The 23,180-nt window shown below is 58.0% G+C and carries 28 protein-coding genes and 1 tRNA gene; 21 read left to right on the plus strand and 8 right to left on the minus strand.

Features of this window, described 5'->3' with window-relative positions:
- Window positions 1-444 precede the first annotated feature (444 nt).
- The 7 genes from hisF to tatC all read left to right on the plus strand — a co-directional run bounded on the left by hisF (window position 445) and on the right by tatC (window position 4,188).
- Entirely contained in the window at window positions 445-1,224 is a 780-nt protein-coding gene (hisF, locus tag HZ993_RS20990) for an imidazole glycerol phosphate synthase subunit HisF (RefSeq protein ID WP_209394642.1), read from the plus strand.
- An 81-nt stretch (window positions 1,225-1,305) separates the two neighbouring features.
- On the plus strand, window positions 1,306-1,731 hold the full coding sequence (gene hisI, locus HZ993_RS20995; RefSeq protein ID WP_209394643.1) for a phosphoribosyl-AMP cyclohydrolase: 426 nt from the start codon (window positions 1,306-1,308) through the stop codon (window positions 1,729-1,731).
- A gap of 50 nt (window positions 1,732-1,781) precedes the next feature.
- Window positions 1,782-2,159 (plus strand): phosphoribosyl-ATP diphosphatase, encoded by a 378-nt coding sequence (locus HZ993_RS21000; RefSeq protein ID WP_209394644.1) that lies wholly within the window; start codon window positions 1,782-1,784, stop codon window positions 2,157-2,159.
- A gap of 28 nt (window positions 2,160-2,187) precedes the next feature.
- Window positions 2,188-2,562, plus strand: a complete 375-nt coding sequence (locus HZ993_RS21005; protein ID WP_209394645.1) for a histidine triad nucleotide-binding protein — start codon at window positions 2,188-2,190, stop codon at window positions 2,560-2,562.
- 83 nt (window positions 2,563-2,645) lie between these two features.
- Window positions 2,646-2,885: a Sec-independent protein translocase subunit TatA gene (gene tatA / locus HZ993_RS21010; protein WP_209394646.1), complete on the plus strand. Its 240-nt coding sequence runs from the start codon at window positions 2,646-2,648 to the stop codon at window positions 2,883-2,885.
- A gap of 41 nt (window positions 2,886-2,926) precedes the next feature.
- The gene (gene tatB, locus HZ993_RS21015; protein WP_209394647.1) at window positions 2,927-3,394 is read left to right on the plus strand and encodes a Sec-independent protein translocase protein TatB; all 468 of its coding nucleotides are present in this window, start codon (window positions 2,927-2,929) and stop codon (window positions 3,392-3,394) included.
- A complete protein-coding gene (gene tatC / locus HZ993_RS21020) occupies window positions 3,394-4,188 on the plus strand; it encodes a twin-arginine translocase subunit TatC (RefSeq protein ID WP_209394648.1) in 795 nt (264 codons plus the stop codon). The genes tatB and tatC overlap by 1 nt, the downstream gene beginning before the upstream one ends.
- A 70-nt stretch (window positions 4,189-4,258) precedes the next feature.
- Here tatC and HZ993_RS21025 read toward each other — a convergent pair whose 3' ends face one another.
- The gene (locus HZ993_RS21025) at window positions 4,259-5,407 is read right to left on the minus strand and encodes a S1C family serine protease (RefSeq protein ID WP_209394649.1); all 1,149 of its coding nucleotides are present in this window, start codon (window positions 5,405-5,407) and stop codon (window positions 4,259-4,261) included.
- A 130-nt stretch (window positions 5,408-5,537) separates the two neighbouring features.
- Here HZ993_RS21025 and HZ993_RS21030 point away from each other — a divergent pair, with 130 nt between their 5' ends.
- From HZ993_RS21030 to pdxA, 3 genes are read left to right on the plus strand one after another with little or no spacing between them, the layout of a single operon-like run.
- Entirely contained in the window at window positions 5,538-5,945 is a 408-nt protein-coding gene (locus HZ993_RS21030) for a hypothetical protein (RefSeq protein ID WP_209394650.1), read from the plus strand.
- Window positions 5,942-6,688, plus strand: coding sequence for a Nif3-like dinuclear metal center hexameric protein (locus HZ993_RS21035; RefSeq protein WP_209394651.1), 747 nt, complete (start codon window positions 5,942-5,944; stop codon window positions 6,686-6,688). Before HZ993_RS21030 ends, HZ993_RS21035 begins: the two co-directional genes overlap by 4 nt.
- A 13-nt stretch (window positions 6,689-6,701) precedes the next feature.
- Complete coding sequence (gene pdxA / locus HZ993_RS21040; protein ID WP_209394652.1) at window positions 6,702-7,775, plus strand: 4-hydroxythreonine-4-phosphate dehydrogenase PdxA; 1,074 nt, start codon at window positions 6,702-6,704, stop codon at window positions 7,773-7,775.
- On the opposite strand, the gene mscL is transcribed toward pdxA, so the two are convergent.
- Window positions 7,743-8,177, minus strand: a complete 435-nt coding sequence (gene mscL / locus HZ993_RS21045) for a large conductance mechanosensitive channel protein MscL (protein ID WP_209394653.1) — start codon at window positions 8,175-8,177, stop codon at window positions 7,743-7,745. The two genes, pdxA and mscL, sit on opposite strands and share 33 nt — an antisense overlap.
- A gap of 159 nt (window positions 8,178-8,336) precedes the next feature.
- On the opposite strand from mscL, the gene petA reads away from it, so the two are divergent.
- From petA to HZ993_RS21075, 6 genes are all read left to right on the plus strand, one after another.
- Entirely contained in the window at window positions 8,337-8,951 is a 615-nt protein-coding gene (petA, locus tag HZ993_RS21050; RefSeq protein WP_209394654.1) for a ubiquinol-cytochrome c reductase iron-sulfur subunit, read from the plus strand.
- 11 nt (window positions 8,952-8,962) lie between these two features.
- A complete protein-coding gene (locus HZ993_RS21055; RefSeq protein ID WP_209394655.1) occupies window positions 8,963-10,366 on the plus strand; it encodes a cytochrome bc complex cytochrome b subunit in 1,404 nt (467 codons plus the stop codon).
- 16 nt (window positions 10,367-10,382) lie between these two features.
- Window positions 10,383-11,144 carry a cytochrome c1 gene (locus HZ993_RS21060; RefSeq protein ID WP_209394656.1) on the plus strand — a complete coding sequence of 254 codons (762 nt, stop codon included), beginning with the start codon at window positions 10,383-10,385 and terminating at the stop codon, window positions 11,142-11,144.
- Window positions 11,145-11,251: 107 nt separating this feature from the next.
- Window positions 11,252-11,863, plus strand: a complete 612-nt coding sequence (locus HZ993_RS21065) for a glutathione S-transferase N-terminal domain-containing protein (protein ID WP_209394657.1) — start codon at window positions 11,252-11,254, stop codon at window positions 11,861-11,863.
- A 17-nt stretch (window positions 11,864-11,880) separates the two neighbouring features.
- Window positions 11,881-12,363: a ClpXP protease specificity-enhancing factor gene (locus HZ993_RS21070; protein WP_209394658.1), complete on the plus strand. Its 483-nt coding sequence runs from the start codon at window positions 11,881-11,883 to the stop codon at window positions 12,361-12,363.
- A 58-nt stretch (window positions 12,364-12,421) separates the two neighbouring features.
- Window positions 12,422-12,497, plus strand: a tRNA-Thr gene (locus HZ993_RS21075).
- 20 nt (window positions 12,498-12,517) lie between these two features.
- Here HZ993_RS21075 and HZ993_RS21080 read toward each other — a convergent pair.
- Entirely contained in the window at window positions 12,518-12,832 is a 315-nt protein-coding gene (locus tag HZ993_RS21080) for a hypothetical protein (protein ID WP_209394659.1), read from the minus strand.
- A gap of 29 nt (window positions 12,833-12,861) precedes the next feature.
- On the opposite strand from HZ993_RS21080, the gene HZ993_RS21085 reads away from it, so the two are divergent.
- The 5 genes from HZ993_RS21085 (at window position 12,862) to HZ993_RS21105 (ending at window position 19,394) form a co-directional block, all read left to right on the plus strand.
- Window positions 12,862-13,866 (plus strand): M23 family metallopeptidase, encoded by a 1,005-nt coding sequence (locus HZ993_RS21085; RefSeq protein WP_209394660.1) that lies wholly within the window; start codon window positions 12,862-12,864, stop codon window positions 13,864-13,866.
- Window positions 13,867-14,009: 143 nt separating this feature from the next.
- Window positions 14,010-16,778 (plus strand): preprotein translocase subunit SecA, encoded by a 2,769-nt coding sequence (gene secA, locus HZ993_RS21090; protein ID WP_209394661.1) that lies wholly within the window; start codon window positions 14,010-14,012, stop codon window positions 16,776-16,778.
- A 22-nt stretch (window positions 16,779-16,800) separates the two neighbouring features.
- A complete protein-coding gene (gene argJ / locus HZ993_RS21095; protein ID WP_209394662.1) occupies window positions 16,801-18,030 on the plus strand; it encodes a bifunctional glutamate N-acetyltransferase/amino-acid acetyltransferase ArgJ in 1,230 nt (409 codons plus the stop codon).
- Window positions 18,031-18,033: 3 nt separating this feature from the next.
- Complete coding sequence (locus HZ993_RS21100) at window positions 18,034-18,912, plus strand: ATP-binding protein (RefSeq protein WP_209394663.1); 879 nt, start codon at window positions 18,034-18,036, stop codon at window positions 18,910-18,912.
- The gene (locus tag HZ993_RS21105) at window positions 18,909-19,394 is read left to right on the plus strand and encodes an NUDIX domain-containing protein (RefSeq protein ID WP_209394664.1); all 486 of its coding nucleotides are present in this window, start codon (window positions 18,909-18,911) and stop codon (window positions 19,392-19,394) included. Before HZ993_RS21100 ends, HZ993_RS21105 begins: the two co-directional genes overlap by 4 nt.
- Window positions 19,395-19,445: 51 nt before the next feature.
- Here HZ993_RS21105 and HZ993_RS21110 read toward each other — a convergent pair whose 3' ends face one another.
- From HZ993_RS21110 to HZ993_RS21130, 5 genes are read right to left on the minus strand one after another with little or no spacing between them, the layout of a single operon-like run.
- Entirely contained in the window at window positions 19,446-19,655 is a 210-nt protein-coding gene (locus HZ993_RS21110) for a DNA gyrase inhibitor YacG (RefSeq protein ID WP_209398666.1), read from the minus strand.
- A gap of 46 nt (window positions 19,656-19,701) precedes the next feature.
- Window positions 19,702-20,457, minus strand: a complete 756-nt coding sequence (gene zapD, locus HZ993_RS21115; protein ID WP_209394665.1) for a cell division protein ZapD — start codon at window positions 20,455-20,457, stop codon at window positions 19,702-19,704.
- 22 nt (window positions 20,458-20,479) lie between these two features.
- Window positions 20,480-21,091 carry a dephospho-CoA kinase gene (coaE, locus tag HZ993_RS21120; protein ID WP_209394666.1) on the minus strand — a complete coding sequence of 204 codons (612 nt, stop codon included), beginning with the start codon at window positions 21,089-21,091 and terminating at the stop codon, window positions 20,480-20,482.
- A 2-nt stretch (window positions 21,092-21,093) separates the two neighbouring features.
- Entirely contained in the window at window positions 21,094-21,942 is an 849-nt protein-coding gene (locus tag HZ993_RS21125; protein ID WP_209394667.1) for an A24 family peptidase, read from the minus strand.
- Window positions 21,942-23,159: a type II secretion system F family protein gene (locus tag HZ993_RS21130; RefSeq protein WP_209394668.1), complete on the minus strand. Its 1,218-nt coding sequence runs from the start codon at window positions 23,157-23,159 to the stop codon at window positions 21,942-21,944. Before HZ993_RS21130 ends, HZ993_RS21125 begins: the two co-directional genes overlap by 1 nt.
- Window positions 23,160-23,180 lie beyond the last annotated feature (21 nt).

Genomic DNA, 23,180 nt, shown 5'->3' on the forward strand with positions numbered 1-23,180 from the left:
AGACGTTCTACAAAACCCCTGGCCTCGTCCAAAGTTGAAGGGTATGAGACTCTCGCCCCGCCAAGCTCCGGTCTTTCATAAACCGTATAAAAACGGAACCCGTGCTCAACGAGGTATTGCACCTTTTTCCATTGCGCGATGTCCTTGGACTTTGGAGCTGAAAATTTTCTACTCAGTCTTTCGGTTTGTTTCCCGCACTGTGGGCAAAGACGGGGATCTTCGCGTGCTGGGTATTTGAAAGATTTGCGGCAAACAAAGCAGACGTAGGGAAATCGAAATTCCTGCGCCGCCTTCTCTTTTTGGAAATAGGAATGATGCTTATATGAAGCCATGTCCGAACTATAGAGCCCAATTGGGCTCATGGCTTGAACGGCTGATACCCCCCAACCGCGACATGCAGCACTAACCAACTCCCCTACAACCCACCCCCTCTACAATCTCCCCATGCTAGCCAAACGAATCATCCCCTGTCTGGACGTAACCGGAGGTCGCGTTGTCAAAGGCGTCAATTTTGTGGAACTGCGTGACGCCGGCGACCCGGTGGAAATCGCGGCCCGCTACAACGGCCAGGGCGCCGACGAACTCACCTTTCTGGATATCACCGCGACCAGCGATGGGCGCGATCTGATTCTGCACATCATCGAGGCCGTGGCTTCGCAGGTGTTTATTCCGTTGACGGTGGGTGGTGGCGTGCGCACGGTGGAAGACGTGCGCCGCTTGCTCAATGCCGGTGCGGACAAGATCAGCTTCAACTCGGCGGCGCTGTCCAACCCGCAGGTGATTGAAGACGCATCGCTGAAATATGGCTCTCAGGCCATTGTGGTGGCCATTGATGCCAAGCGCCGCAGCGGGGATGACGCGTTGACCCGTGGCGAGGGCTGGGATGTCTATAGCCATGGCGGGCGCAAGAACACCGGGCTGGACGCCGTGGCCTGGGCTACCGAGATGGCGCGCCGCGGTGCGGGTGAGATTCTGTTGACAAGCATGGACCGTGATGGCACCAAATCGGGTTTTGACCTGGCTCTGACCCGCGCGGTCAGTGACGCGATCAGCGTGCCGGTCATTGCTTCCGGCGGTGTGGGGTCACTGGAAGACCTGGCCGATGGCATCACCAAGGGTGGTGCGGATGCCGTGCTGGCCGCCAGCATCTTCCACTACGGCGAATACACGGTTGGCCAGGCCAAGGCCTTGATGGCACAGCGCGGTATTCCGGTCCGCATCTGAGTCTCCGGTCGGAAGCCTTTAAGCTTTTTAGGGCTCTAGCCCCCGTATTTACTGCGCAAGCAGCTATAAAGTTAATAGCATATGTCTAGCACCGACCCCACCCCCAACCCAGCCCCGGTCAGCTGGATCAAACACATCCGCTGGGATTCCAAAGGCCTGGTGCCCGTGATCGCGCAGGAGCAGGGCACGGGTGACGTACTGATGTTCGCGTGGATGAACCGCGAGGCCTTGCAAAAGACAGCTGAGCTGGGCCAAGCCGTGTATTTCAGCCGCTCGCGCAACAAGCTCTGGTACAAGGGCGAGGAGTCGGGCCATGTGCAAAAGGTGCACGAGATCCGCATGGATTGCGACAACGACGTCATCCTGCTCAAGGTTACGCAACTGGGCCACGAGCCCGGCATTGCCTGCCACACTGGGCGCCACAGCTGTTTTTTCAGTGTTTTGCAGGATGGCGAGTGGAAAAGTGTGGACCCGGTCTTGAAAGACCCCGAAAGCATCTACAAGTAACAAACAAGTGTGCGGGACGTGGCGCTAGCTGCAACCCCAAGCCAATAGCCATGACTACACCCAATTCTTCCGACTCCCTGGCCCGCCTGGCGGCCGTCATGGAATCGCGCAAACCGCGCAACGGCGGCGACCCCAATGCCAGCTACGTAGCCCGCCTGCTGGCCAAAGGCCCGGACGCCTTTTTGAAGAAGATTGGCGAAGAGGCCACCGAAATGGTCATGGCTGCCAAGGATGTTGACCACGGCGGGGATAAGGCCAAACTGGTCGGTGAAGTGGCCGATTTGTGGTTCCACTGTATGGTGGCACTGGCGCATTACGAGCTGAGCCCCGCCGATGTGCTGGCCGAGTTGGAGCGCCGCGAGGGCACCAGTGGCATCGAAGAAAAAGCCATGCGCAAAGTGCTGGCGCGTGAACAGGGCGCCGAGTGACCCCCTATTTTTCGTTGGAGAGACCTGTATGAGTGTGGAATTGGCGGGGCATGACCCCGATTGCCTGTTTTGCAAAATTGTGGCCCGCAAGATTCCGTCCAAAACCGTGTTTGAGGACGAGGAGTTTTACGCCTTCCACGACATCCATCCCTGGGCACCGGTGCATTTTCTGGTCATACCCAAGCAGCACATTGCGTCCATGGCCCACATCGGGCCCGAGCACGCTGGGCTGATGGGGCGCATGATGGCGCTGATCCCCAAGCTGGCCCAACAGGAAGGCTGCAATCCCTACCCGGATGGCGGCTTTCGCTTGTTAACGAATACCGGAGCCGAGGGCGGCCAAGAGGTGCACCACTTGCACTTCCATGTGATGGGTGGCCCGCGCCCCTGGTTGCGCGGCTGATAGGCCTGAGGGGTTCAAGGCACCCCGTCACCGGCCTGCAACAGCAAGAGCCTAAAATACCTGTAACTACCAAGGAGTGAGCCATGGGCTTTTCTACTACGCATCTGATTATTTTTCTGGTCATCATCATCGTGATCTTCGGCACCAAGAAGCTGCGCAACATCGGCTCGGACCTGGGTGGTGCGGTCAAGGGTTTCAAGGATGGCATGAAAGACGGCACGGCCGAGAAGACCGCGGAAGCCACACCCCCAACCAACCTGCCCCCCACCGAGAAGACCGACGCCAAGTCCGCCATCGATGTTGAAGCCAAAATCAAGAGCTGATGGCGGCGACCGGACCCCGTCCGGTCTGAAAGGGCAGTCCTGTGCTTGATATTGGCGTTACCAAGATCGCCATCATTGGTGCCATTGCACTGGTGGTGATTGGCCCCGAGAAACTGCCGGGCGTGGCCCGCATGGTGGGCAATCTGCTGGGCCGTGCGCGCAGCTACATGGCCGAGGTCAAGGCCGAGGTCAACCGCTCCATGGAGCTGGACGAACTGCGCAAGATGAAAGACACGGTGGTCAGCGCGGCGCGTGACGTGGAGCAGACCATTCAGACCAACGCCAGCGACTTTGAGAAGAGCTGGGCCGAGGCCACCAGCACCGCGTCGGCCGATGCGCTGGACACCACCTACACCAGTGTCCCTGAATACCGCCATCCCAAAAAACAGTGGCGCCTCAAAATGGGCGCCACCCCCAATTGGTACAAGGCCCGCGCCGGTGTGCGGACCAAGGCTTTATCGGGCGCTGCGCGGGTGGCCCGCTTCCGTCCCCCCAAAATTTCCCCCTGATGGCTGACGATAACAAACCCAATCCGGACGAACTGGCCGGTACCGAGCAGCCCTTTGTGCAGCATTTGATAGAGCTGCGCGACCGGCTGTTGTACTGCGTGTATGGCATTGGGGCCATCTTTGCGGTGCTGGCGTTTTTTCCGGGTCCGTCTGCGTTGTATGACCTGATGGCGCTGCCCCTGGTCAAGACGCTGCCCGAAGGCGCTCGCATGATCGCCACCGGTGTGGTCTCGCCATTTTTGGTGCCGATCAAGGTGACGGTGCTGGCCGCGTTTGGCCTGGCCTTGCCCTGGGTGCTGTACCAGGTGTGGGCCTTTGTGGCCCCCGGTTTGTACAAACACGAAAAACGCCTGGTGATGCCGCTGGTGGTGGCCAGCACACTGCTGTTCTACACCGGCGCGGCGTTTTGTTATTTCTTTGTGTTTGGCCAGGCCTTCCCGGCCATCCAGAAAATGGCGCCCATATCGGTAGCGGTGAGCCCGGATATCGAGGCCTACCTGGACTTTGTCATCACCATGTTTATTGCGTTTGGTGTCGCGTTTGAGGTGCCTATTGCCGTGGTTATTCTGGCCCGGCTGGGTGTTGTCACGGTGGAGCAGCTGCGGTCGTTCCGTTCCTACTTCATCGTTGGCGCAGCAGCAGTGGCGGGTGTGGTCACGCCACCCGACCCCGTGTCCATGCTGGCACTGCTGTTCCCCATGATGTTGTTGTACGAAGTGGGCATTTTGGCGGCCACTGTGTTCATCAAACACACACAGGCACCGGCAGACGACACGGCGACCACACCACCCTGACCGGGTGCATTTAGGTCAAATGGGCCGCTAGCCCCCGTGAAGGCTCAATAGTTTGCTATCAAAACAGTAGTTATCGGTCGGCAACACGGGGCTTGGGTCGTACACCCGGTGTCACATCCAGCTCCAGGGGCTGGTTCTTGCGCTCCACCGAAAACCGTGTGGCCACGCCCGGTTTGAGGGAGGCCACGGCCGACAACAGTTGCGCGACATCCGCTACCGATGCGTCGGCAATTTTGACAATCACGTCGCCTGGCCGAATGCCGGCCTGCGCGGCTGGGCCGTTCTGCAATACGCCAGTGATGATCACACCCTGGCGGGTCTTGACTTCAAAGGTCTCGGCCAGTTCGGGCGACAGGTCATTCGGCTCCACACCAATCCAGCCGCGGGTGATCTGGCCGTCCTTGACGATGCCTTCGAGCACCTGCTTGGCGGTGGACATGGGGATTGCAAAACCGATACCCATGCTGCCGCCGGAGCGTGAGTAGATGGCGGTGTTGATGCCCAGCAGATTGCCGTTGGTATCGACCAGCGCACCACCCGAGTTGCCGGGGTTGATGGCGGCATCGGTCTGGATGAAATTTTCGAAGGTATTGATGCCCAGCTGGTTGCGCCCCAGCGCGCTGACGATGCCGCTGGTTACCGTCTGGCCCACACCAAAGGGGTTGCCAATGGCCAGTACCTGGTCGCCCACCTGCACGGTGTCGGAATTGCCCAGCACGATGACGGGGAGTTTGTCCAGTTCGATCTTCAGGATGGCCAGGTCGGTGTCGGGGTCGGTGCCAATCACCTTGGCGCGCGTGGTGCGGCTGTCGTTCAGGATGACTTCGATTTCATCAGCGCCTTCCACCACGTGGTTGTTGGTCAGGATGTAGCCGCTGGCGCTGACGATGACGCCGCTGCCCAGCCCAACCTGGGGTTCGTTGCCCTGGTCGCCATAAAAGAAGCGGAACCAGGGGTCGTTGGCATTGGGGTTTTTGCGCGCGGCCTTGCTGGTATTGATGCTGACCACGGCGGCAGACGCCTTTTGCGCCGCACCGCGGAAGCTGCCCGCGGGGGTTGCCGCGGACAGTTCCGGCGAGGCCTCGATCAGTGCCACGGTGCCACCGCCCAATACGTTGGGGTTGTTGCCCAGCCATTGGGGTTTGAGTGTGGCCACCACAAAATAGGCCGCCAGCAGAATGGTGGTGGTTTGGGCGAAGAGAAGCCAGAGTCGTTTCATGGGGTTTACCAGGGCAGTTACAGGGCGGGCCGTGTTGTGGCAAATTGTAGAGGGCGCAACCGTGGGTGACACTTGCAGCCCCATATTGCCCTCTATGGGTCAGCATGGCATTACATTGCAAGCCTGAGCCATGGACCATTTCACACACACCATCCACATCCATCCGTCAGCCCCACCCAAGGTGGCGGTAGGCGCGGCCTGCAATGGTTGCGGCGTCTGTTGCCTGTATGCGCCCTGTCCACTGGGCATGGTGTTGTCGCGCCGCCGCAGCGGTGCGTGTGGGGCACTGCGTTGGGACACGGCGCAGGCGCAGTACCGCTGCGGCGCCATTGTTGCGCCACGTGAGGTGTTGATCCAAGCCTTGCCCCGTGGACTGCGGAGTCTGGCACCCTTGCTGGCGCCCGTGTTGCGGCGTTTGGGCTTGCGCTGGATTGCAGCGGGCCAAGGCTGTGACAGCAGTTTGGAGGTGACAATGCCAGCACCCGATTTGTGTACCCCCAACAACAACCGCACTGTGGTGCGCCATCCGCCCCTATGACCGATCGCCAGGACCTCCAAACCGCGCTTGACACGCTGCTCCAACCCGAGCGTTTCAAGGACTATTGTCCCAATGGCCTGCAGGTGGAGGGCGGCAACACGGTGCGCAAGATCGTCTCGGGTGTGACCGCCAGTCTGGCCCTCATCGATGCCGCCATTGCAGAAGGCGCCGATACGATTCTTGTCCACCACGGCCTGTTCTGGCGCGGTCACGATGGCCGTGTGACAGGCTGGATGCGCCAGCGCCTGGGGCGCCTGCTGGAACACAACATCAACCTGTTTGCCTACCACCTGCCGTTGGATGCTTTAGCGGGTTTGGGCAACAACGCGCAACTCGGCCAAAAGTTGGGTTTGCAGACCAGCGCCTGGTTTGGCGAGCAACAACTGGGTTGTATGGGTGAGGCCGATTTTTCGGGCGCCCAGGCCCTGGCGCAACATGTGGAATCCGTATTGGGCCGCTCCGTGGTGCTGGTACCCGGCAGAGCGGCTCCCTTACGCCGCGTCGCCTGGTGCACCGGTGGCGCACAAAGTTATTTTGAAGCGGCTATTGCGGCCGGTGCGGATGCCTTTATCACGGGTGAAATATCCGAGCCCCAGGCACACCTGGCGCGCGAAACCGGTGTCGCCTACCTGGCGTGTGGGCACCACGCAACCGAGCGGTACGGCGCACCTGCCGTGGCGGCCCATATCGCGGCCCAGTTGGGTCTGGAGCACCAGTTCATCGACATCGACAACCCGGCTTGAAGGTAATTGGCATATGTCGCGCACCGTTTTACAACCGTTGGCCATCACCATGGGTGATGCCGCAGGTATTGGCCCCGAGATCATCGCCAAGGCCTACCGCGAACAGCCCGCGCTGATGCGCCAGTGTTTTGTGGTGGGTGATGTGGGTACGATGCGCCGCGCCAACCAGGTGGTGGCCTCCGTTGGCCGCCCCGCATTGCCAGTTGCCGCCATTGTGTCGGCCGACCATGTGGCCGGTGTGCCGCCCAACTGCATACCGGTATTGCAAATCGGTGCGGCGCTGCAGGCTGTGCCTTGGGGCGCCGTCAGCAGCGTGGCGGGTACCCTGGCCGGGCAATGCATAACCTGGGCTGCTGATGCGGCTCTGCGCGGTGAAGTCTGTGCCCTGGTGACGGCCCCATTGCACAAAGAGGCGCTTGCTGCAGCCGGCCAACCCTTTGACCAGTTCCCGGGTCACACGGAGCTGCTGCAGGACTGCGCGGCGCGTTTCCTGGGTAAGCCGGTGTCCGAGGTACCTGTGCGGATGATGCTGGCCAATGACGAACTGCGCACGGTGCTGGTCAGCATCCACGTGTCGCTGCGCGACGCCATTGCCGCGGTCAGTTATGACAACGTGTTGCAAACGCTGCAAATTACACATGCCGCCCTGTTGCCGATTCTGGGGCGCAAACCCCGTATTGGCGTCGCCGGGCTGAACCCCCATGCGGGCGAGGGTGGTCTGTTTGGCCGCGAAGAGCTGGAGGTGATCCAGCCGGCCATCGCAGCGGCCCAGGCCCTGGGATTGGACGCCAGTGGCCCCTGGGCGCCCGATACCGTGTTCATGCGGGCCCGCAACCGACCCGGGGTTTTGGGTGAGTTTGACGTGGTGGTGGCCATGTACCACGACCAGGGCCTGATTCCCGTCAAATACCTGGGCGTAGAGCAGGGTGTCAACGTGACACTGGGCCTGCCGCTGGTGCGTACCAGCCCGGACCATGGCACGGCATTTGACATTGCCGGCACCGGCCGCGCCGACCCAGCCAGTCTGGTGGAGGCCATTCGTATGGCCAGGGTGTTATCTCTTCAGACTGTCGCGGATTTCCCGTAACAACAACACATCTTCGGGCGTTGCCACTGGTGCTGGTTCAACAGCGGGGGCTGGCGCTTCGCGTTTCAGGCGGTTGATCTGTTTGACCATCAGGAAGATGATGAAGGCCAGAATGGTGAAATTCACCGCGACGGTGATGAAGCTACCGTATGCAAACACGGGCACTCCGGCTTTTTTCAGGGCATCGAGCGTAGAGGCGGTGCCGGGCGGTATGGCCCCCAGAACCACAAACAGGTTGGAAAAGTCCAGTTTTCCAAATGCGGCTCCCACCAGCGGCATGATGAGGTCACCCACGATGGAATCCACAATCTTGCCAAAGGCGCCACCGATGATCACGCCCACGGCCAAATCGATGACATTGCCTTTTATGGCGAATTCCTTGAATTCTTGGACCATTCCCATTGTTATTTGCTCCTAATGTGTCAGAAAACGCCAGTATTGCCGATTAAAACCCCCTGTCAAGGTCGGGTTGGGCGGGCGGGCGGGCGGCTGAGGGCGCGTTGTAACCGTCAGCTACAATCGGAAATTACCCCCTAGTAGTCATGTTCATTGAGGATTCTCATGAGTGAAACCCTTGTCGGCAGCCAACAGATCGACTCCAGTAAGCGAACTTGGCTGATTGCCTCCAGTTGTGCTGGCGCCGTAGGCGTTGGTGCAGTTGCTGTTCCGTTTGTCAGCACATTTCAACCCTCCGAGCGAGCCAAAGCGGCCGGCGCTGCCGTTGAGGTGGATATTGGTGCCATGAAACCCGGTGAAAAACTGACAGTGGAGTGGCGCGGCAAGCCCGTCTGGATCGTGCGCCGTACACCTGAGCAGTTGGCCGCATTGCCCACACTGGATGGGCAGCTGGCCGATCCAGAGTCCAAGCGCAAGCCTGCGGAGTTGACGCCTGCTTACGTTGACAAAGGTACACGCTCGATCAAGCCCGAGTACTTCGTGGCCGTTGGTATCTGCACCCACCTGGGCTGCTCGCCGTCGGATAAATTCACGCCTGGTCCTCAAGCGTCCCTGCCGGACGACTGGAAAGGTGGATTTTTGTGCCCCTGCCATGGATCGACCTTCGATTTTGCGGGCCGTGTCTTCAAGAACAAACCTGCGCCGGACAATCTTGAGATCCCTCCCCACATGTACCTTTCCGACAGCAAGTTGCTGATCGGTGAAGACAAAAAAGCCTGAGGAACAGAGACATGGCTGATTTCAAGGAAATTTCCCCCAACGCTTCGGCGGGCGCCAAGCTGACCAACTGGTTCGAGAACCGACTGCCTACCGCGTTTGACGCCTACAAGGTTCACATGTCGGAGTACTACGCTCCGAAGAACTTCAACTTCTGGTACATCTTTGGCTCCTTGGCCATGCTGGTGCTGGTTATTCAGATCGTTACCGGTATTTTCCTGGTGATGCACTACAAACCTGATGCCGCTTTGGCCTTCGGTTCGGTGGAATACATCATGCGCGACGTGCCATGGGGCTGGTTGATTCGTTACATGCACTCCACGGGCGCTTCGGCGTTTTTTGTCGTGGTCTACCTGCACATGTTCCGCGGCCTGTTGTATGGCAGCTACCGCAAGCCACGTGAGTTGGTCTGGGTCTTTGGCTGCGCCATTTTCCTGTGCCTGATGGCAGAAGCCTTTATGGGTTACCTGCTGCCTTGGGGTCAGATGAGCTACTGGGGCGCCCAGGTGATCGTAAACCTGTTTGCCGCTGTGCCCTTTGTCGGTCCCGATCTGGCTTTGCTGATCCGTGGTGACTATGTGGTGGGTGATGCCACCTTGAACCGCTTCTTCAGCTTCCACGTCATTGCAGTGCCCCTGGTTCTGCTGGGCTTGGTGGTTGCGCACTTGATGGCACTGCATGATGTGGGTTCGAATAACCCCGATGGCATCGAGATCAAGGCGACCAAGGACGCCAAGGGTATTCCGCTGGACGGCATTCCTTTCCACCCCTACTACACGGTCCACGACATTTTTGCGGTGTCCATGTTCCTGATGGTGTTTTCGGCTGTGATTTTCTTCGCGCCCGAGTTTGGTGGCTATTTCCTGGAATACAACAATTTCATCCCGGCTGATCCTTTGCAAACACCTTTGCACATTGCACCGGTCTGGTATTTCACGCCTTTCTACTCCATGCTGCGCGCCATCACCGATGAAATGATGATCGTGCTGGAAATCTGTACGGTGGCAGCCGCTCTGTTTGCGATTGTCAAGTTCAAGATGCCCGCAATCTTCAAGGCCGTGATCCTGGGTGCTGCAGTGGTTGTTGTCGCCATGATGCTGTCAATCGACGCAAAATTCTGGGGTGTGGTTGCCATGGGTGGTGCAGTGGTGATCTTGTTCTTCTTGCCATGGCTGGACCATTGCCAGGTCAAGTCCATTCGTTACCGTCCGGACTGGCACAAGTACCTGTATGCCGTTTTTGTGTTGAACTTTGTCATCCTGGCTTGGTTGGGAACTCAGGCGCCTTCGCCCATCGGTGAGCGTGTGTCGCAAGTGGGTACCTTGTTTTACTTCGGCTTCTTCTTGCTGATGCCGTGGTGGAGTCGTCTGGGTGAGGCCAAGGCTGTGCCAACCCGTGTCAATTTCGCTGCCCATTGAGTCGGAGATTACGCAAATGAAAAAAGTATTTTTGACTGTGGTGGCTGCACTGGGCCTGATGACAGGCGCAGCACATGCTGCTGGTGGCGGTATCGCCTGGGACAAGGCCCCGGATAGGTCCAATGACCTTGCAGCTTTGCAAAACGGCGCCAAGCTGTTTGTCAACTACTGCCTGAACTGCCACTCGGCAGCGTTTATGCGCTTTAATCGCCTGAAGGACATTGGTCTGACCGACCAGCAGATCAAGGACAACCTGTTGTTCACGACCGACAAGGTGGGCGACACCATGAAGGCGTCCATTGATCCCAAGCAAGCTAAGGAATGGTTTGGTGGCAATCCTCCAGACCTGACACTGGTTGCGCGCTCGCGTTCGGCCCAGGGTAAGGGAACGGGCGCGGACTACCTGTACACCTACCTGCGCAATTACTACGTGGACGATACCAAGCCCACTGGCTGGAACAACCTGGCATTTCCCAACGTGGGTATGCCCCATGTGTTGTGGGAACTGCAAGGCAAGCGTGCGCCTGTTTATGAAACTGTCATGGACCACGGCCACGAAGTACAAAGGCTGAAGGGCTGGGAACAATTGACGCCCGGGACCATGGGTGCCGAGCGTTTTGACCAGGAAATGGGCGATTTGGTGAGTTATCTGTCGTGGATGGCTGAGCCCGCGAAGAACACACGGGTACGTGTGGGTTTTGGTGTGATGTTGTTCCTGCTGTTCATGACTTTCTTTGCTTGGCGACTGAATGCCGCGTATTGGAAAGACGTCAAGTAATACGGGTTTCTTTACCATGTGCCCTGTGTCTGCGGACGCTCGGTGATGGTTCCAGAGTGGGTTCGCAATGGCAACCCACTCTTTTTAATTTTTAGGAGTCTTTTGCCATGATGGTGCTGTATTCAGGAACAACCTGCCCCTTTTCTCACCGTTGCCGTTTCGTTCTGTTCGAAAAAGGCATGGACTTCGAAATCCGCGATGTGGACTTGTACAACAAGCCCGAAGACATCAGCGTTATGAACCCCTATGGGCAAGTACCGATTCTGGTCGAGCGTGACCTGATCCTGTACGAGTCCAACATCATCAATGAATACATTGACGAGCGTTTCCCGCATCCCCAACTGATGCCCGGTGACCCTGTCGACCGTGCCCGTGTTCGTTTGTTCCTGCTCAATTTCGAGAAGGAGCTGTTCGTACACGTGTCGACACTGGAAGCCCGCAGTTCCAAGGGCAATGACAAGGCATTGGAAAAAGCGCGCGCGCATATTCGCGACCGTCTGACCCAACTGGCCCCCGTGTTCCTGAAGAACAAATACATGTTGGGCGACAACTTCTCCATGCTGGACGTGGCCATTGCGCCGCTGCTGTGGCGCCTGGACTTCTACGGGATTGACCTGAGCAAGAATGCGGCGCCTTTGCTGAAGTACGCGGAGCGCATCTTCTCGCGTCCTGCCTACATCGAGGCACTGACGCCTTCCGAGAAAGTCATGCGCAAGTAATTGCCGGGCGTGCCACCATGTTAGATGCCGCAGACTCCAGCTCCACGCGCCCCTATCTGATTCGTGCCCTGTACGAGTGGTGCACGGACAATGGTCTGACACCATTCATCGCCGTTTTGGTGGATGAGACGGTGCGCGTGCCCAATGAATACGTCAAGGATGGTGAGATCGTGCTGAACATCAGTTTTGATGCCACCAGTTCGCTCACCATGGGCAACGAGTTCATTGAATTCAAGGGACGGTTTGGTGGTGTAGCGCGGGACATTTTTGTGCCTGTGGATCGTGTGGTGGCGATCTATGCCCGTGAAAATGGGCAAGGCATGGCGTTTCCCATGCTTGCGCGCCAAACTGCTGCCACATCGTCAGATGACGTGCCATCCGTCGAGACCAAGGCGACGGTGTTGACCCCGGTGACCAACACACCGAGTAATGGGAATGGTCCGAAGTCGCCCCGCCCTCCAACGGGCGGTGGCAAACCATCACTAACGCGTATTAAATAACATTGCGATACACACTCTGCGTTTTTAGAGTGCACAAGTAATGTAGAATAGAAGACGTGCCGATTTAGCTCAGTTGGTAGAGCAACCGCCTTGTAAGCGGTAGGTCATCAGTTCGAATCCGATAATCGGCACCATTTATTTTTGCTATTTCTTCTCAAGGTTCCAGGCGTGGCGTTTGAACCTTTAGGCGGATAGCGCTGACCTCCCACCCTTTTGCGCGCAAGTGAGACTCCAGGGAGGGCAGCAGTTGGCGAATTTTCGCGGCAATAGCGTTGTTGTCGAGAATCAGGCACCAGACGGTGTCCTCGATGGGGCCAGCCCGTACCGCTTTGCGCAGTGAAGCAGGTATGAGAGCCTCAATCGATTTCAGTCGAGCCGACGATTCCATAGCGAGCCCGGTGAGACGTGCCAAAGTAGGCGAGTCCTGCGTTGCTTGCAGTAGAGTGAAGGAATGGTTGCGACGGTTCATGGCCTTAGTTTGATGCGAAGGGATTCTGAATGCAATTGATTATCACGGATGCATGGCTAATCAAGAGCCGCGCTTTTCACCTTAGCGGCTCCAAACTCCTGATGACCGTGATCGCTTCCTCTTTCGCATTGATGCTGATTTCGGCAACCCTGTACCACTGGGTCTTTCTCAAAGGTGCACGCGAAGGCTGGCCCGTTATCGGTACGCTGGTCCGTTTGGTTGTCAAAGATGAGGTCGCGCAGCAGGATCGCTTCATGCGTGAAAACATTGAAGTTATGGCGAAAAAACTCGGTGAGATGCAGGCCAAGATGCTGCAATTGGAATCATTGGGTGAGCGTGTGTCTGGCTTGGCAGGTGTTAATCCTGCAGATATCAAAATCAAACCCGGGCAGGGTGGGAAATTGATTTCTGGTCGCGATCTGTCTATGTTGGAGCTGCAAACTACCCTGCAGGAGCTTGATGACTTGGCAGGCGCGCGGACGGATTTGATGACGGTGCTGGAATCTCGACTGTTTGAACAGAAGATCAAAAAAATGATGATTCCGACCCAGACGCCGGTGCCCAATGCCAATCTGGGGTCCAACTTCGGATGGCGTATCGACCCCATCACCGGCCGATCTGCATTGCATACGGGGCTCGATTTCCCCGCAGCGCCTGGCACGGTCATATTTGCTGCGGCTGGTGGGGTAGTGGTTACCCAGGAATACCAGTCTGAGTACGGCAATATGCTGGAGGTGGACCATGGCAACGACCTGATTTCCCGCTACGCCCACGCCTCCAAGGTGTATGTGAAGAAGGGGGATTTGATCAAGCGCGGTCAAAAAATTGCGGAAGTCGGAAATACAGGTCGCTCTACCGGGCCGCACTTGCACTTCGAGGTTTTGGTGCAAGGTGTACCGCAAGACCCGCAAAAATTCCTCAATGCCGGCCGCGAACTCGGTAACCCCCAGGTCGCGCGCAGCAATTTGCCAGTATCCTCCGGTGTTTCGGCTTCTGTGGGCAATTCGGCAGTGCCACCCTCCAGTCAACGGTAAAATCACCGGTTTGGTTTTCAAAGGTGCAAGTTTGACCGCGTCAGCGGTTGCATTTCGCCAGAACATCCCCACTTCACCCAGATTAGAAAAAGGACTGCGCTGCGCTGCGAACCCATTGTGGGGTCCAGGCCAGTCTTGCATTCATGGCCATTAATATTCTTACCAAAATCTTCGGCAGTCGTAACGACCGCCTGCTCAAGCAATACCGTTCTGGTGTGGCCCGCATCAATGCCCTGGAGGCACAGTACGAGCAATTGAGCGACGACGCACTCAAGGCCAAGACGCAAGAGTTCAAGGAGCGCATCCAGAAGGGCGCAACGCTGGATGAACTGCTGCCAGAGGCCTTTGCCGTGGTACGTGAGGGCTCCAAGCGGGTTATGAAGATGCGGCACTTTGATGTGCAGCTTTTGGGTGGCATGTCGCTGCACTATGGGAAGATTTCCGAAATGGGTACGGGTGAAGGCAAGACGCTGACCGCCACGCTGCCTGTCTACCTGAATGCGCTGACGGGCAAAGGTGTTCACGTCGTGACGGTGAACGACTACCTGGCCAGCCGCGACGCCCAATGGATGGGACGCCTCTACAACTTCCTGGGCCTGACGGTGGGTATCAATCTGCCCCAGATGCCGCGTGAGGAAAAGCAGGCCGCCTACCGTGCCGACATCACGTACGGCACCAACAACGAATACGGCTTTGACTACCTGCGCGACAACATGGTCTACGAGGTGGCAGACCGCGTACAGCGCGGCCTGAACTACGCCATCGTCGACGAGGTTGACTCCATCCTGATTGATGAAGCGCGCACACCGTTGATCATCAGCGGGCAGGCTGAAGACCACACCGACATGTACCTGGCCATCAACAAGGCCGCTCCCCGGCTCGTACGCCAGGAAGGTGAAGCCGATCCCCGTACGGGTGAAGGCGTCACCAAACCCGGTGACTTCACGCTGGACGAGAAAAGCCACCAGGTTTTCCTGACCGAGCAAGGTCATGAGAGCGCAGAGCGCATCTTTGCCGAGATGGGCCTGATCCCCGCCGGTGCGTCGTTGTACGACCCGGCCAACATCACGCTGATGCACCACCTGTATGCGGCACTGCGGGCCAACAACCTGTACCACCGCGACCAGCACTATGTGGTGCAGCAGGGTGAAATCATCATCGTGGATGAGTTCACCGGACGTCTGATGACAGGCCGCCGCTGGAGTGATGGCCTGCACCAGGCGGTCGAGGCCAAGGAAGGTGTTGCCATCCAGGCGGAGAACCAGACGCTGGCTTCCATCACTTTCCAGAACTACTTCCGTCTGTATGGCAAGCTGGCCGGCATGACCGGTACGGCGGATACCGAGGCCTACGAGTTCCAAGAAATCTACGGGCTGGAAACCATCGTGATCCCGCCCAATCGCATCAGCAAGCGCGAAGACCAGCTGGACCGCATCTATAAGACAACGCGTGAGAAGTATGCCGCGGCGATCCAGGACATCCGCGAATGCCATGAGCGTGGTCAGCCGGTGCTAGTAGGCACCACCTCCATTGAAAACTCTGAAATCATTGCGCAGTTACTGGAAAAGGAAAAGCTGCCGCACCAGGTGCTCAATGCCAAGCAGCACGCCCGCGAAGCCGATATCGTCGCGCAGGCTGGCCGTGCCAAGATGATCACTATCGCCACCAATATGGCGGGTCGTGGTACCGACATCGTATTGGGCGGCAGTATTGGCAAGACCATTGAAGCCATAGAGGCGGATGAAACACTGGATGCCGCTACCAAGCAACAAAAGATAGAGGCCTTGCGTGCACAGTGGACCATAGACCATGAGCAGGTCAAGGCGTTGGGCGGTTTGCGCATCATTGCAACCGAGCGCCACGAATCACGCCGCATCGACAACCAGTTGCGCGGCCGCTCCGGTCGCCAGGGTGACCCCGGTTCCTCACGGTTTTATTTGAGCCTGGACGATTCGCTGATGCGCATTTTCGCGGGTGACCGTGTCAAGGCCATCATGGACCGCCTGAAGATGCCCGATGGTGAAGCCATCGAAGCCGGTATCGTCACGCGCAGCATCGAGAGTGCACAGCGCAAGGTCGAAGCACGTAACTTCGACATGCGCAAGCAGTTGCTGGAATACGATGACGTGTCCAATGACCAGCGCAAGGTGATCTACCAGCAGCGCAATGCCATTCTGGATGCCAAGGACTTGACGGCACAGATTGCATCTCTGCGCGAAGGCTGCTTCCAGGATCTGGCGCGCCAGTACATTCCTGCGGAGTCGGTGGAAGAGCAGTGGGATGTTGCCGGTTTGCAAAAGGTACTGGCAGACGAGTGGCAGATGAACTTGGACCTGGTGAAGCAGGTGAGCGATGCCAGCGCCATTGTGGATGAAGACCTGGTGACGACCGTGACCAGGGCCGCAGATGCGCTGTTCCAGGCCAAGGTGGAGCAAGTTGGCGCTGAGAATTTCACCCAGTTTGAGCGCATGGTGTTGCTGCAAAGCATTGATACACACTGGCGCGACCACCTGAGTTCGCTGGACTATCTGCGCCAGGGCATCCACTTGCGCGGTTACGCACAAAAACAGCCCAAGCAGGAGTACAAACGCGAAGCCTTTGAGTTGTTCGGGCAACTGCTTGACTCGGTCAAGAACGAAGTGACCAAGGTACTGATGACGGTCAAGGTGCAGTCGTCGGAGCAGTTGGAACAGGCTGCAGATGCCATGGAAAGCCGTGGTGAAAGTATTGCCAACGTAACCTATAGCGCGCCGACGGAAACCGGTGAGGTCGCAACCACCGTTGATCCGAGCACGTTGCGCGCTGCAGGTGCTGCCGCTCTGGGCGCAGACATGGTGCGTGTTGGTCGCAACGACCCGTGTCCCTGCGGTAGTGGCAAGAAATTCAAACAGTGCCACGGAAAACTCGCCTGATATTTCCTGAAAGACCCTAGCGATGCCTGTCAATTTACCCGCACCGAATCCCGACACACTTTTTCCCATCGCCGGTGTTCGCATCGGTGTGACCGAAGCGGGTATCCGCAAGCTGGGCCGCAAAGACCTGACGGTGGTGCTGTTGGATGCCGGTGCATCGGTAGGTGGCGTGTTTACCAGCAACCGTTTTTGCGCCGCACCGGTGCAGATCTGCCGCCAACATCTGGATGGCAAGCAGGGCATCCGCGCCATGCTGATCAATACTGGCAATGCCAATGCAGGCACGGGCGCCGATGGCATGGCCCGTGCACGCAGTACGTGTGTTGCCATGGCCCAGCAGTTGGACATTTCCGTCGAGCAGGTACTGCCGTTTTCTACCGGTGTCATCATGGAACCGCTGCCTAATGACCGCATTGAAGCGGGTCTTGCGGCGGCGATTGCAGACGCCAAGCCAGGCAACTGGCTGCGTGCGGCCGAAGGCATCATGACCACTGACACTGCACCCAAGGCCTATGGCGCCACCGCGGTGGTTGGCGGCAAGACGGTGCATATTACCGGTGTCAGCAAAGGCGCAGGCATGATCCGACCTAATATGGCGACTATGTTGGGCTTTATCGCCACCGATGCCTGTGTAAGCCAAAACCTGATGCACCAGTTGGCGCTGGAACTGGCCGAAGGTTCCTTCAACCGTGTGACGGTGGATGGTGACACCTCCACCAACGATTCTTTGGTGGTGATTGCATCCAACCAGGCCGGCCACGCGGTCATCGATTCGCTGGACAGCGCGGAGGGTCAGGCGCTCAAGCAGGCCATGCTGGGCGTGGCCCGCAACCTGGCCCAAGCCATCGTGCGTGATGGCGAAGGTGCCACCAAGTTCATCACCGTGCAGGTTGATGGTGGCCGCGACGAGGCAGAGTGCCGCCTGGCCGCGTATGCCATTGCCCACTCGCCCCTGGTCAAGACCGCGTTTTTTGCCAGTGACCCCAACCTGGGCCGCATCCTGGCGGCCGTGGGTTATGCCGGCATCACCGATCTGGATCAGAGCCGCATTGACTTGCACCTTGACGATGTGCATGTGGTAACCCAAGGTGGCCGTATTCCCAGCTACCGTGAAGAAGATGGCCAGCGCGTGATGCGCCAAAGCGAGATCGCGATCAAGGTCGGTCTGGGGCGCGGCACGGCCAGTCAGACGGTCTGGACCTGTGATCTGAGCCACGACTACGTCACCATCAACGCCGACTACCGTTCGTAGGTCATGGACGCGCAGTTGACCGCCTTTCTGGCGCGTGCTGAGCAGTTGATGGCGCGCATAGAGGCGGCGCTGCCACACGGACTGCAGCAGCCTGACTGGGGCGCTTCCATTGCCTTTCGCTACCGCAGACGCAGCTCAGGCCAGGGGGTCATCGCACCCGTCGCACATATCGGTGCTATCAGCCTGGATGACCTGAAAGAAATCGACCCGCAGAAGGAAAAAATCCAGCGCAATACCGAGCAGTTTGTACGCGGTTTGCCCGCCAACAACGTGTTGCTAACCGGCTCGCGGGGTACCGGCAAGTCTTCACTGATACGAGCCTGCCTGCATGCCTACGCAGGCCAGGGCTTGCGCCTGATCGAGGTGGACAAGGCCGAACTGGTTGACCTGTCGGATATCGTGGACCTGGTGTCGCAGCGGCCCGAGAAATTCATTGTGTTCTGTGACGACCTGAGTTTTGACGAGGGCGAACCGGGCTACAAGGCCTTGAAGTCCGTGCTCGACGGCTCGGTGGCAGCGGCCACACCCAATGTGCTGGTCTACGCCACCAGCAACCGACGCCATTTGCTGCCGGAGTACATGGCCGAGAACCTGACCTACACCCATACCGCGGATGGTGAAGTGCACCCGGGCGAGGTGGTGGAAGAAAAAATTTCGCTGTCCGAACGCTTTGGCCTGTGGGTGAGTTTTTACCCGTTCAACCAAGAAGAATATTTGCAGATCGTGGCGCAGTGGCTGTCTGCCCTCGGTGTGGATGCACCGCGCATTGCAGAAGCGCGCCCGGAAGCGCTGGTCTGGGCGCTGGAGCGGGGTTCGCGCAGTGGCCGTGTGGCGTGGCAATTTGCGCGGGATTACGCGGGACGCCACGCGCCAAAACCATGACGCAGACACCACTCGTTGCGGATCCCAACGCCACGCGGCACGGTGGAGCAGACCGCAAAATTGTCGACGTTGCGGTGGGTGTTCTATTTCACCCGGATGGCACATTCCTTGTCACATCACGACCCGAGGGCAAGCCTTACCCCGGTTATTGGGAATTCCCGGGTGGGAAGCTAGAGGCGGGTGAGTCCGTGGAGCAGGCCCTGTGCCGAGAATTGCACGAGGAGTTGGGCATACACATCGGTGCGGTGACACCCTGGAAGGTGGAAGTGGTGGATTATCCCCATGCGCTGGTTCGCCTGCATTTTTGCAAGGTGTTTGAATGGTCAGGTGCTCTGGAGATGCGGGAAGCCCAGTCTTTTTCCTGGGAGCGCTTGCCGGTGCAAATGCAGCCCGTTTTACCGGGGACGGTGCCGGTGTTGCAGTGGTTGGCCGAGGAGCAACAGTTCGAGGGCGCTACACATTTTATAGCAAATACGTTATAGTTCTCGGGGGCTAGCGGCCAATTTGGCTAGAACAAGTTGCCGTAGAAGAACTTATTGGAGGGTGTTGCCGTCCACGTCCAGATCTTCTCCGGTTGGCGGAGCGGCTACCCGAAAGCTCTCACTGGCCCAAGCACCAAAGTCCATGTTTTTACAGCGCTCACTGCAAAACGGACGGGCGGGATTGGAGGGAGCGTAGAGGCTGTCGCCTCCACAGCCAGGGCAGCGGACATGGCGCAGGATGTCTGTATCGGCGGGAGACATGGCTCCCTCAGGATGTTTGATTGCCATCTTCATGCGTCCAGTGGACTCAGGAACACAGAGTGAGCTCGAAGGCACCATCCTCGTTGCAGATGTGCAGGCGATCATCCTGCTCATGGCGCATCAGGCGAATGGAAACCATCAGCCGATTGCCGCTGATTTCGGGTATCAGCCGCAGCTCGTCTTTCAAGGACAGGCGCAAGAGCTGGAACGTTCTGCCCTGGGGCAGGTTTTGCTGGAATTGACCACCTACTGCGATGACTTTTTGCGGCGAGCCCGAATCCCGCAGCAGCTTGAGCAGCAGGTGGATGGATTCAGCCAATGGCGCGAGTGTCGACGCCCAACGCTGCAAGTCCACCTGGCGGGAGGCCGTGTCGCGGTGTTGCCAGGCAAAGTAGGCCGGCAAATCAAATTCGCAGGTGCCGCCAGGAATGCCGACCCGGCTGCGTATGCTCATTAACCAGTCGTTTTCGGTCAGGGCTTGGCCGGCTTTTCCGGGCTGTGCGTTCAAGGCGGCGAAGCAGCGTTCCAGTTGCTGGATGATGCCATCCAGAACACCCTCTGCAATGGCCGGGTTGCCCCGGTAGGCATTCAAGACCTGTTTTTGTTTGTCCAGGTCTTTGAGGACATCCGATTTCAGGTCGGCGCGGGCGCCGACGTCCATGACTTCGAACATGGTGGCTATCGCGAAATGGTGGTCCAACGGGTCCGCACGGGACATCAGTTCGGACAGGCGCAGGAACAGGTGCTCCAGACGCAGATACGTGCGAATTCGCTCGTTGAAGGGGTATTCGTATAGGATCACGCTGATTTTTCCGGTGGCCGCATCATAGCCCGAACTGTGCGCCGATTTGCTGCACGTGTTGCCTAAGATCGTCCAGGGATATGCCGTCGTTGAACAACACACAGTCAGCGCATGCCAGACGCTGCGTGCGGGAGGCCTGCGTGGCCAGTATTTTTTCTACTTCCTGCTCTGACAGCCCATTGCGAGTCTTCACGCGGGCGACTTGCGTGGCCTCGGTGCAGTCGATGACCATGATACGGTCCAGTTGCGTGCGCCAATGTCTGGATTCAACCAGTAGTGGTATGTCAAAAACGGTACAGCGCGCGCCGGAGATCTGGGCTTCTAGCGCCTGTTGCGCAATCGCCTGGCCGACCAAAGGATGGACGATAGCTTCCAGGCGAGCCTTGGCGCTGGGATCAGAAAAGATCAGGTCACGCATTTGCGCACGGTCCAGTGCACCGTCTGCCGTGATCAGCGCTGTACCGAACATGGCCTCCAGTGCAGCCATTGCCGATCCACCGGGCGCCGTAGCTGCCCTGGAAATGGCATCGGCATCAATGACCACCGCCCCCATCTGCTCCAGGAAACCTGAGACCGTGCTCTTGCCGCTGCCAATGCCGCCGGTCAGACCCAGACGCAAACTTGTAGCCACCACTTTTACAGACCGGCGGCCCGTCGTAGAGCATCAGGCCCCAAAAACAGTGCGGCAAAGCCGGCACCAGCAAGGAAGGGGCCAAATGGCACATAACCACCTTCACGCAAACCCGTCGTGAACTTCATGGCAATGCCCACCACCGCACCAATGACGGAGGCTAGCAAAATGATGGGGATCAGTGCCTGCCAGCCAAACCATGCACCCAAGGCTGCAAAGAGTTTAAAGTCGCCATAGCCCATGCCTTCCTTGCCAGTTGCCAGCTTGAAGGCCCAATACACCAACCACAGAGACAAATACCCTGCGACCGCACCCCAGAGCGCGGCATTCAAGCCCACAGGCGTCCAGCGCAGGGCCGCAGCAATAAGGCCCAGCCATAACAACGGCAGCGTTAAGTCGTCTGGCAAGAGGGTTGTGTCCCAATCAATGAGCGCAAGCGTCAGGAGTGCCGCAGAGAAAGTGCACCAAGCCAAGCCCGATGCCGACGGCCCCCACTGCCAGGCACACCAAAAGAAAACCGCACTGGTTGCGAGCTCAACCACCGGGTAGCGCAGGCTGATGGGAGCTTTGCAGGCTGCGCAACGCCCGCGCAGGGCAACGTAGCTCAAGACGGGTATGTTTTCGTACCAGGCAATCACATGCCCACAGTGCGGACATCTGGAGCGGGGCAGCATTAGGTTGAAAGGCTCAACAGCAGCAGGCGCCGTGCCGGACATTTCGGCACACTCATCTGCCCATTGCCGCTCCAGCATTTTGGGGAGCCGATAGACGACTACGTTGAGAAAACTACCGATCAACAACCCAAACAGAGCAATAACGCTGGCCCAAAACCACTGCGTATCAACAACCAGCATCAAACAACCTGGCCCAGCTTGAAAATTGGCAGGTACATGGCGACCACGATGCCTCCAATCACGGTACCCAGAATCACAATAATGATGGGCTCCATCAGGCTCGATATACCGGCCACCATATCGTCTACTTCCGCTTCGTAAAAGTCGGCCGCTTTACCCAGCATGTGGTCGATAGAGCCCGATTCTTCACCAATGGCACACATCTGCAGCACCATGGACGGGAACAGGTTGGCATTGGTCATGGCGGCGGTCAAGGCGGTTCCAGTGGACACTTCTTGCTGAATCTTGAGCGTTCCAGATTCAAAAACACTGTTCCCCGAAGCACCACCCACCGAATCCAGCGCTTCCACCAAGGGCACACCGGCGGCAAACATGGTGGACAAAGTGCGGGTCCAACGGGCGATACAGGACTTTTCGACGAGGATGCCGAAGATCGGCAGCTTCAACATGATCCTGTCCATCACCATCTGCATCTTTTTATTGCGTTTCCAGGACTCCAAGAAGAAGTAGACCCCACCACCCAAGCCGCCAAAGATCAGGTACCAATACTTAACAAAGAATTCGCTCATCGCAATGACAACTAGCGTGGGTGCGGGGAGTTCTCCCCCAAAAGACTTGAAAACCTCCTTGAACGACGGAATCACGAAAATCATGATGACCGCAACCACCACAAATGCCACGATCAGCACGCTAATGGGATACATCAGTGCCGATTTAATCTTGGATTTGATGGCCTCCGTCTTTTCCATGTAGACAGCCAACCGGTCCAGCAACTGGTCCAAAATACCCGCGGATTCGCCGGCTTCCACCAGGTTGCAATACAGCGCGTCAAAGTACAAGGGGAACTTGCGGAAGGCCACATTGAGGGAGGTACCCGTCTCCACGTCACTGCGAATGTCATTGAGCAGCTTGGTTACCCTGGGGTTGGGGTTGCCACGGCCCACAATGTCAAAGGCCTGCAACAGGGGCACGCCAGCCTTCATCATGGTCGCCAGTTGCCGCGTAAAAATGGCCAAATCCTTGGGTTTGATGGATTTGCCGGCGCTCATCCGGCGCTTTTTGATCTTGGTTGGTATGACGCCCTGGCGGCGCAGCGATGCCTTAACCTGGTTTTCTCCAGCCGCGCGAATTTCGCCCCGCACCTGCTTGCCGTTGCGGTCCTTGCCTTCCCATTCGAAAACAGCGTCTTTGCTGCTGTCGGTCTTTGCAGTTGCCATGAGGCTCCTCTGGAATTTTTG

The sequence above is a fragment of the Rhodoferax sp. AJA081-3 genome, assembly GCF_017798165.1.
In the GTDB taxonomy this organism is placed as follows: Bacteria; Pseudomonadota; Gammaproteobacteria; order Burkholderiales; family Burkholderiaceae_C; genus Allorhodoferax.

Bases quoted from the DNA above. Each gene is read 5' to 3' on its own strand.
- HZ993_RS21065 (WP_209394657.1), top strand. From the start codon at position 11,252: ATGATGGTGCTGTATTCAGGAACAACCTGCCCCTTTTCTCACCGTTGC.
- HZ993_RS21085 (WP_209394660.1), top strand. From the start codon at position 12,862: ATGCAATTGATTATCACGGATGCATGGCTAATCAAGAGCCGCGCTTTT.
- tatA (WP_209394646.1), top strand. From the start codon at position 2,646: ATGGGCTTTTCTACTACGCATCTGATTATTTTTCTGGTCATCATCATC.
- HZ993_RS21000 (WP_209394644.1), top strand. From the start codon at position 1,782: ATGACTACACCCAATTCTTCCGACTCCCTGGCCCGCCTGGCGGCCGTC.
- HZ993_RS21125 (WP_209394667.1), bottom strand. From the start codon at position 21,942: ATGCTGGTTGTTGATACGCAGTGGTTTTGGGCCAGCGTTATTGCTCTG.
- HZ993_RS21070 (WP_209394658.1), top strand. From the start codon at position 11,881: ATGTTAGATGCCGCAGACTCCAGCTCCACGCGCCCCTATCTGATTCGT.
- HZ993_RS21030 (WP_209394650.1), top strand. From the start codon at position 5,538: ATGGACCATTTCACACACACCATCCACATCCATCCGTCAGCCCCACCC.
- HZ993_RS21025 (WP_209394649.1), bottom strand. From the start codon at position 5,407: ATGAAACGACTCTGGCTTCTCTTCGCCCAAACCACCACCATTCTGCTG.
- HZ993_RS21105 (WP_209394664.1), top strand. From the start codon at position 18,909: ATGACGCAGACACCACTCGTTGCGGATCCCAACGCCACGCGGCACGGT.
- HZ993_RS21080 (WP_209394659.1), bottom strand. From the start codon at position 12,832: ATGAACCGTCGCAACCATTCCTTCACTCTACTGCAAGCAACGCAGGAC.
- HZ993_RS21100 (WP_209394663.1), top strand. From the start codon at position 18,034: ATGGACGCGCAGTTGACCGCCTTTCTGGCGCGTGCTGAGCAGTTGATG.
- tatC (WP_209394648.1), top strand. From the start codon at position 3,394: ATGGCTGACGATAACAAACCCAATCCGGACGAACTGGCCGGTACCGAG.
- HZ993_RS21005 (WP_209394645.1), top strand. From the start codon at position 2,188: ATGAGTGTGGAATTGGCGGGGCATGACCCCGATTGCCTGTTTTGCAAA.
- petA (WP_209394654.1), top strand. From the start codon at position 8,337: ATGAGTGAAACCCTTGTCGGCAGCCAACAGATCGACTCCAGTAAGCGA.
- secA (WP_209394661.1), top strand. From the start codon at position 14,010: ATGGCCATTAATATTCTTACCAAAATCTTCGGCAGTCGTAACGACCGC.
- HZ993_RS21130 (WP_209394668.1), bottom strand. From the start codon at position 23,159: ATGGCAACTGCAAAGACCGACAGCAGCAAAGACGCTGTTTTCGAATGG.
- HZ993_RS21060 (WP_209394656.1), top strand. From the start codon at position 10,383: ATGAAAAAAGTATTTTTGACTGTGGTGGCTGCACTGGGCCTGATGACA.
- mscL (WP_209394653.1), bottom strand. From the start codon at position 8,177: ATGGGAATGGTCCAAGAATTCAAGGAATTCGCCATAAAAGGCAATGTC.
- hisI (WP_209394643.1), top strand. From the start codon at position 1,306: ATGTCTAGCACCGACCCCACCCCCAACCCAGCCCCGGTCAGCTGGATC.
- HZ993_RS21055 (WP_209394655.1), top strand. From the start codon at position 8,963: ATGGCTGATTTCAAGGAAATTTCCCCCAACGCTTCGGCGGGCGCCAAG.
- pdxA (WP_209394652.1), top strand. From the start codon at position 6,702: ATGTCGCGCACCGTTTTACAACCGTTGGCCATCACCATGGGTGATGCC.
- argJ (WP_209394662.1), top strand. From the start codon at position 16,801: ATGCCTGTCAATTTACCCGCACCGAATCCCGACACACTTTTTCCCATC.
- HZ993_RS21035 (WP_209394651.1), top strand. From the start codon at position 5,942: ATGACCGATCGCCAGGACCTCCAAACCGCGCTTGACACGCTGCTCCAA.
- HZ993_RS21110 (WP_209398666.1), bottom strand. From the start codon at position 19,655: ATGTCTCCCGCCGATACAGACATCCTGCGCCATGTCCGCTGCCCTGGC.
- hisF (WP_209394642.1), top strand. From the start codon at position 445: ATGCTAGCCAAACGAATCATCCCCTGTCTGGACGTAACCGGAGGTCGC.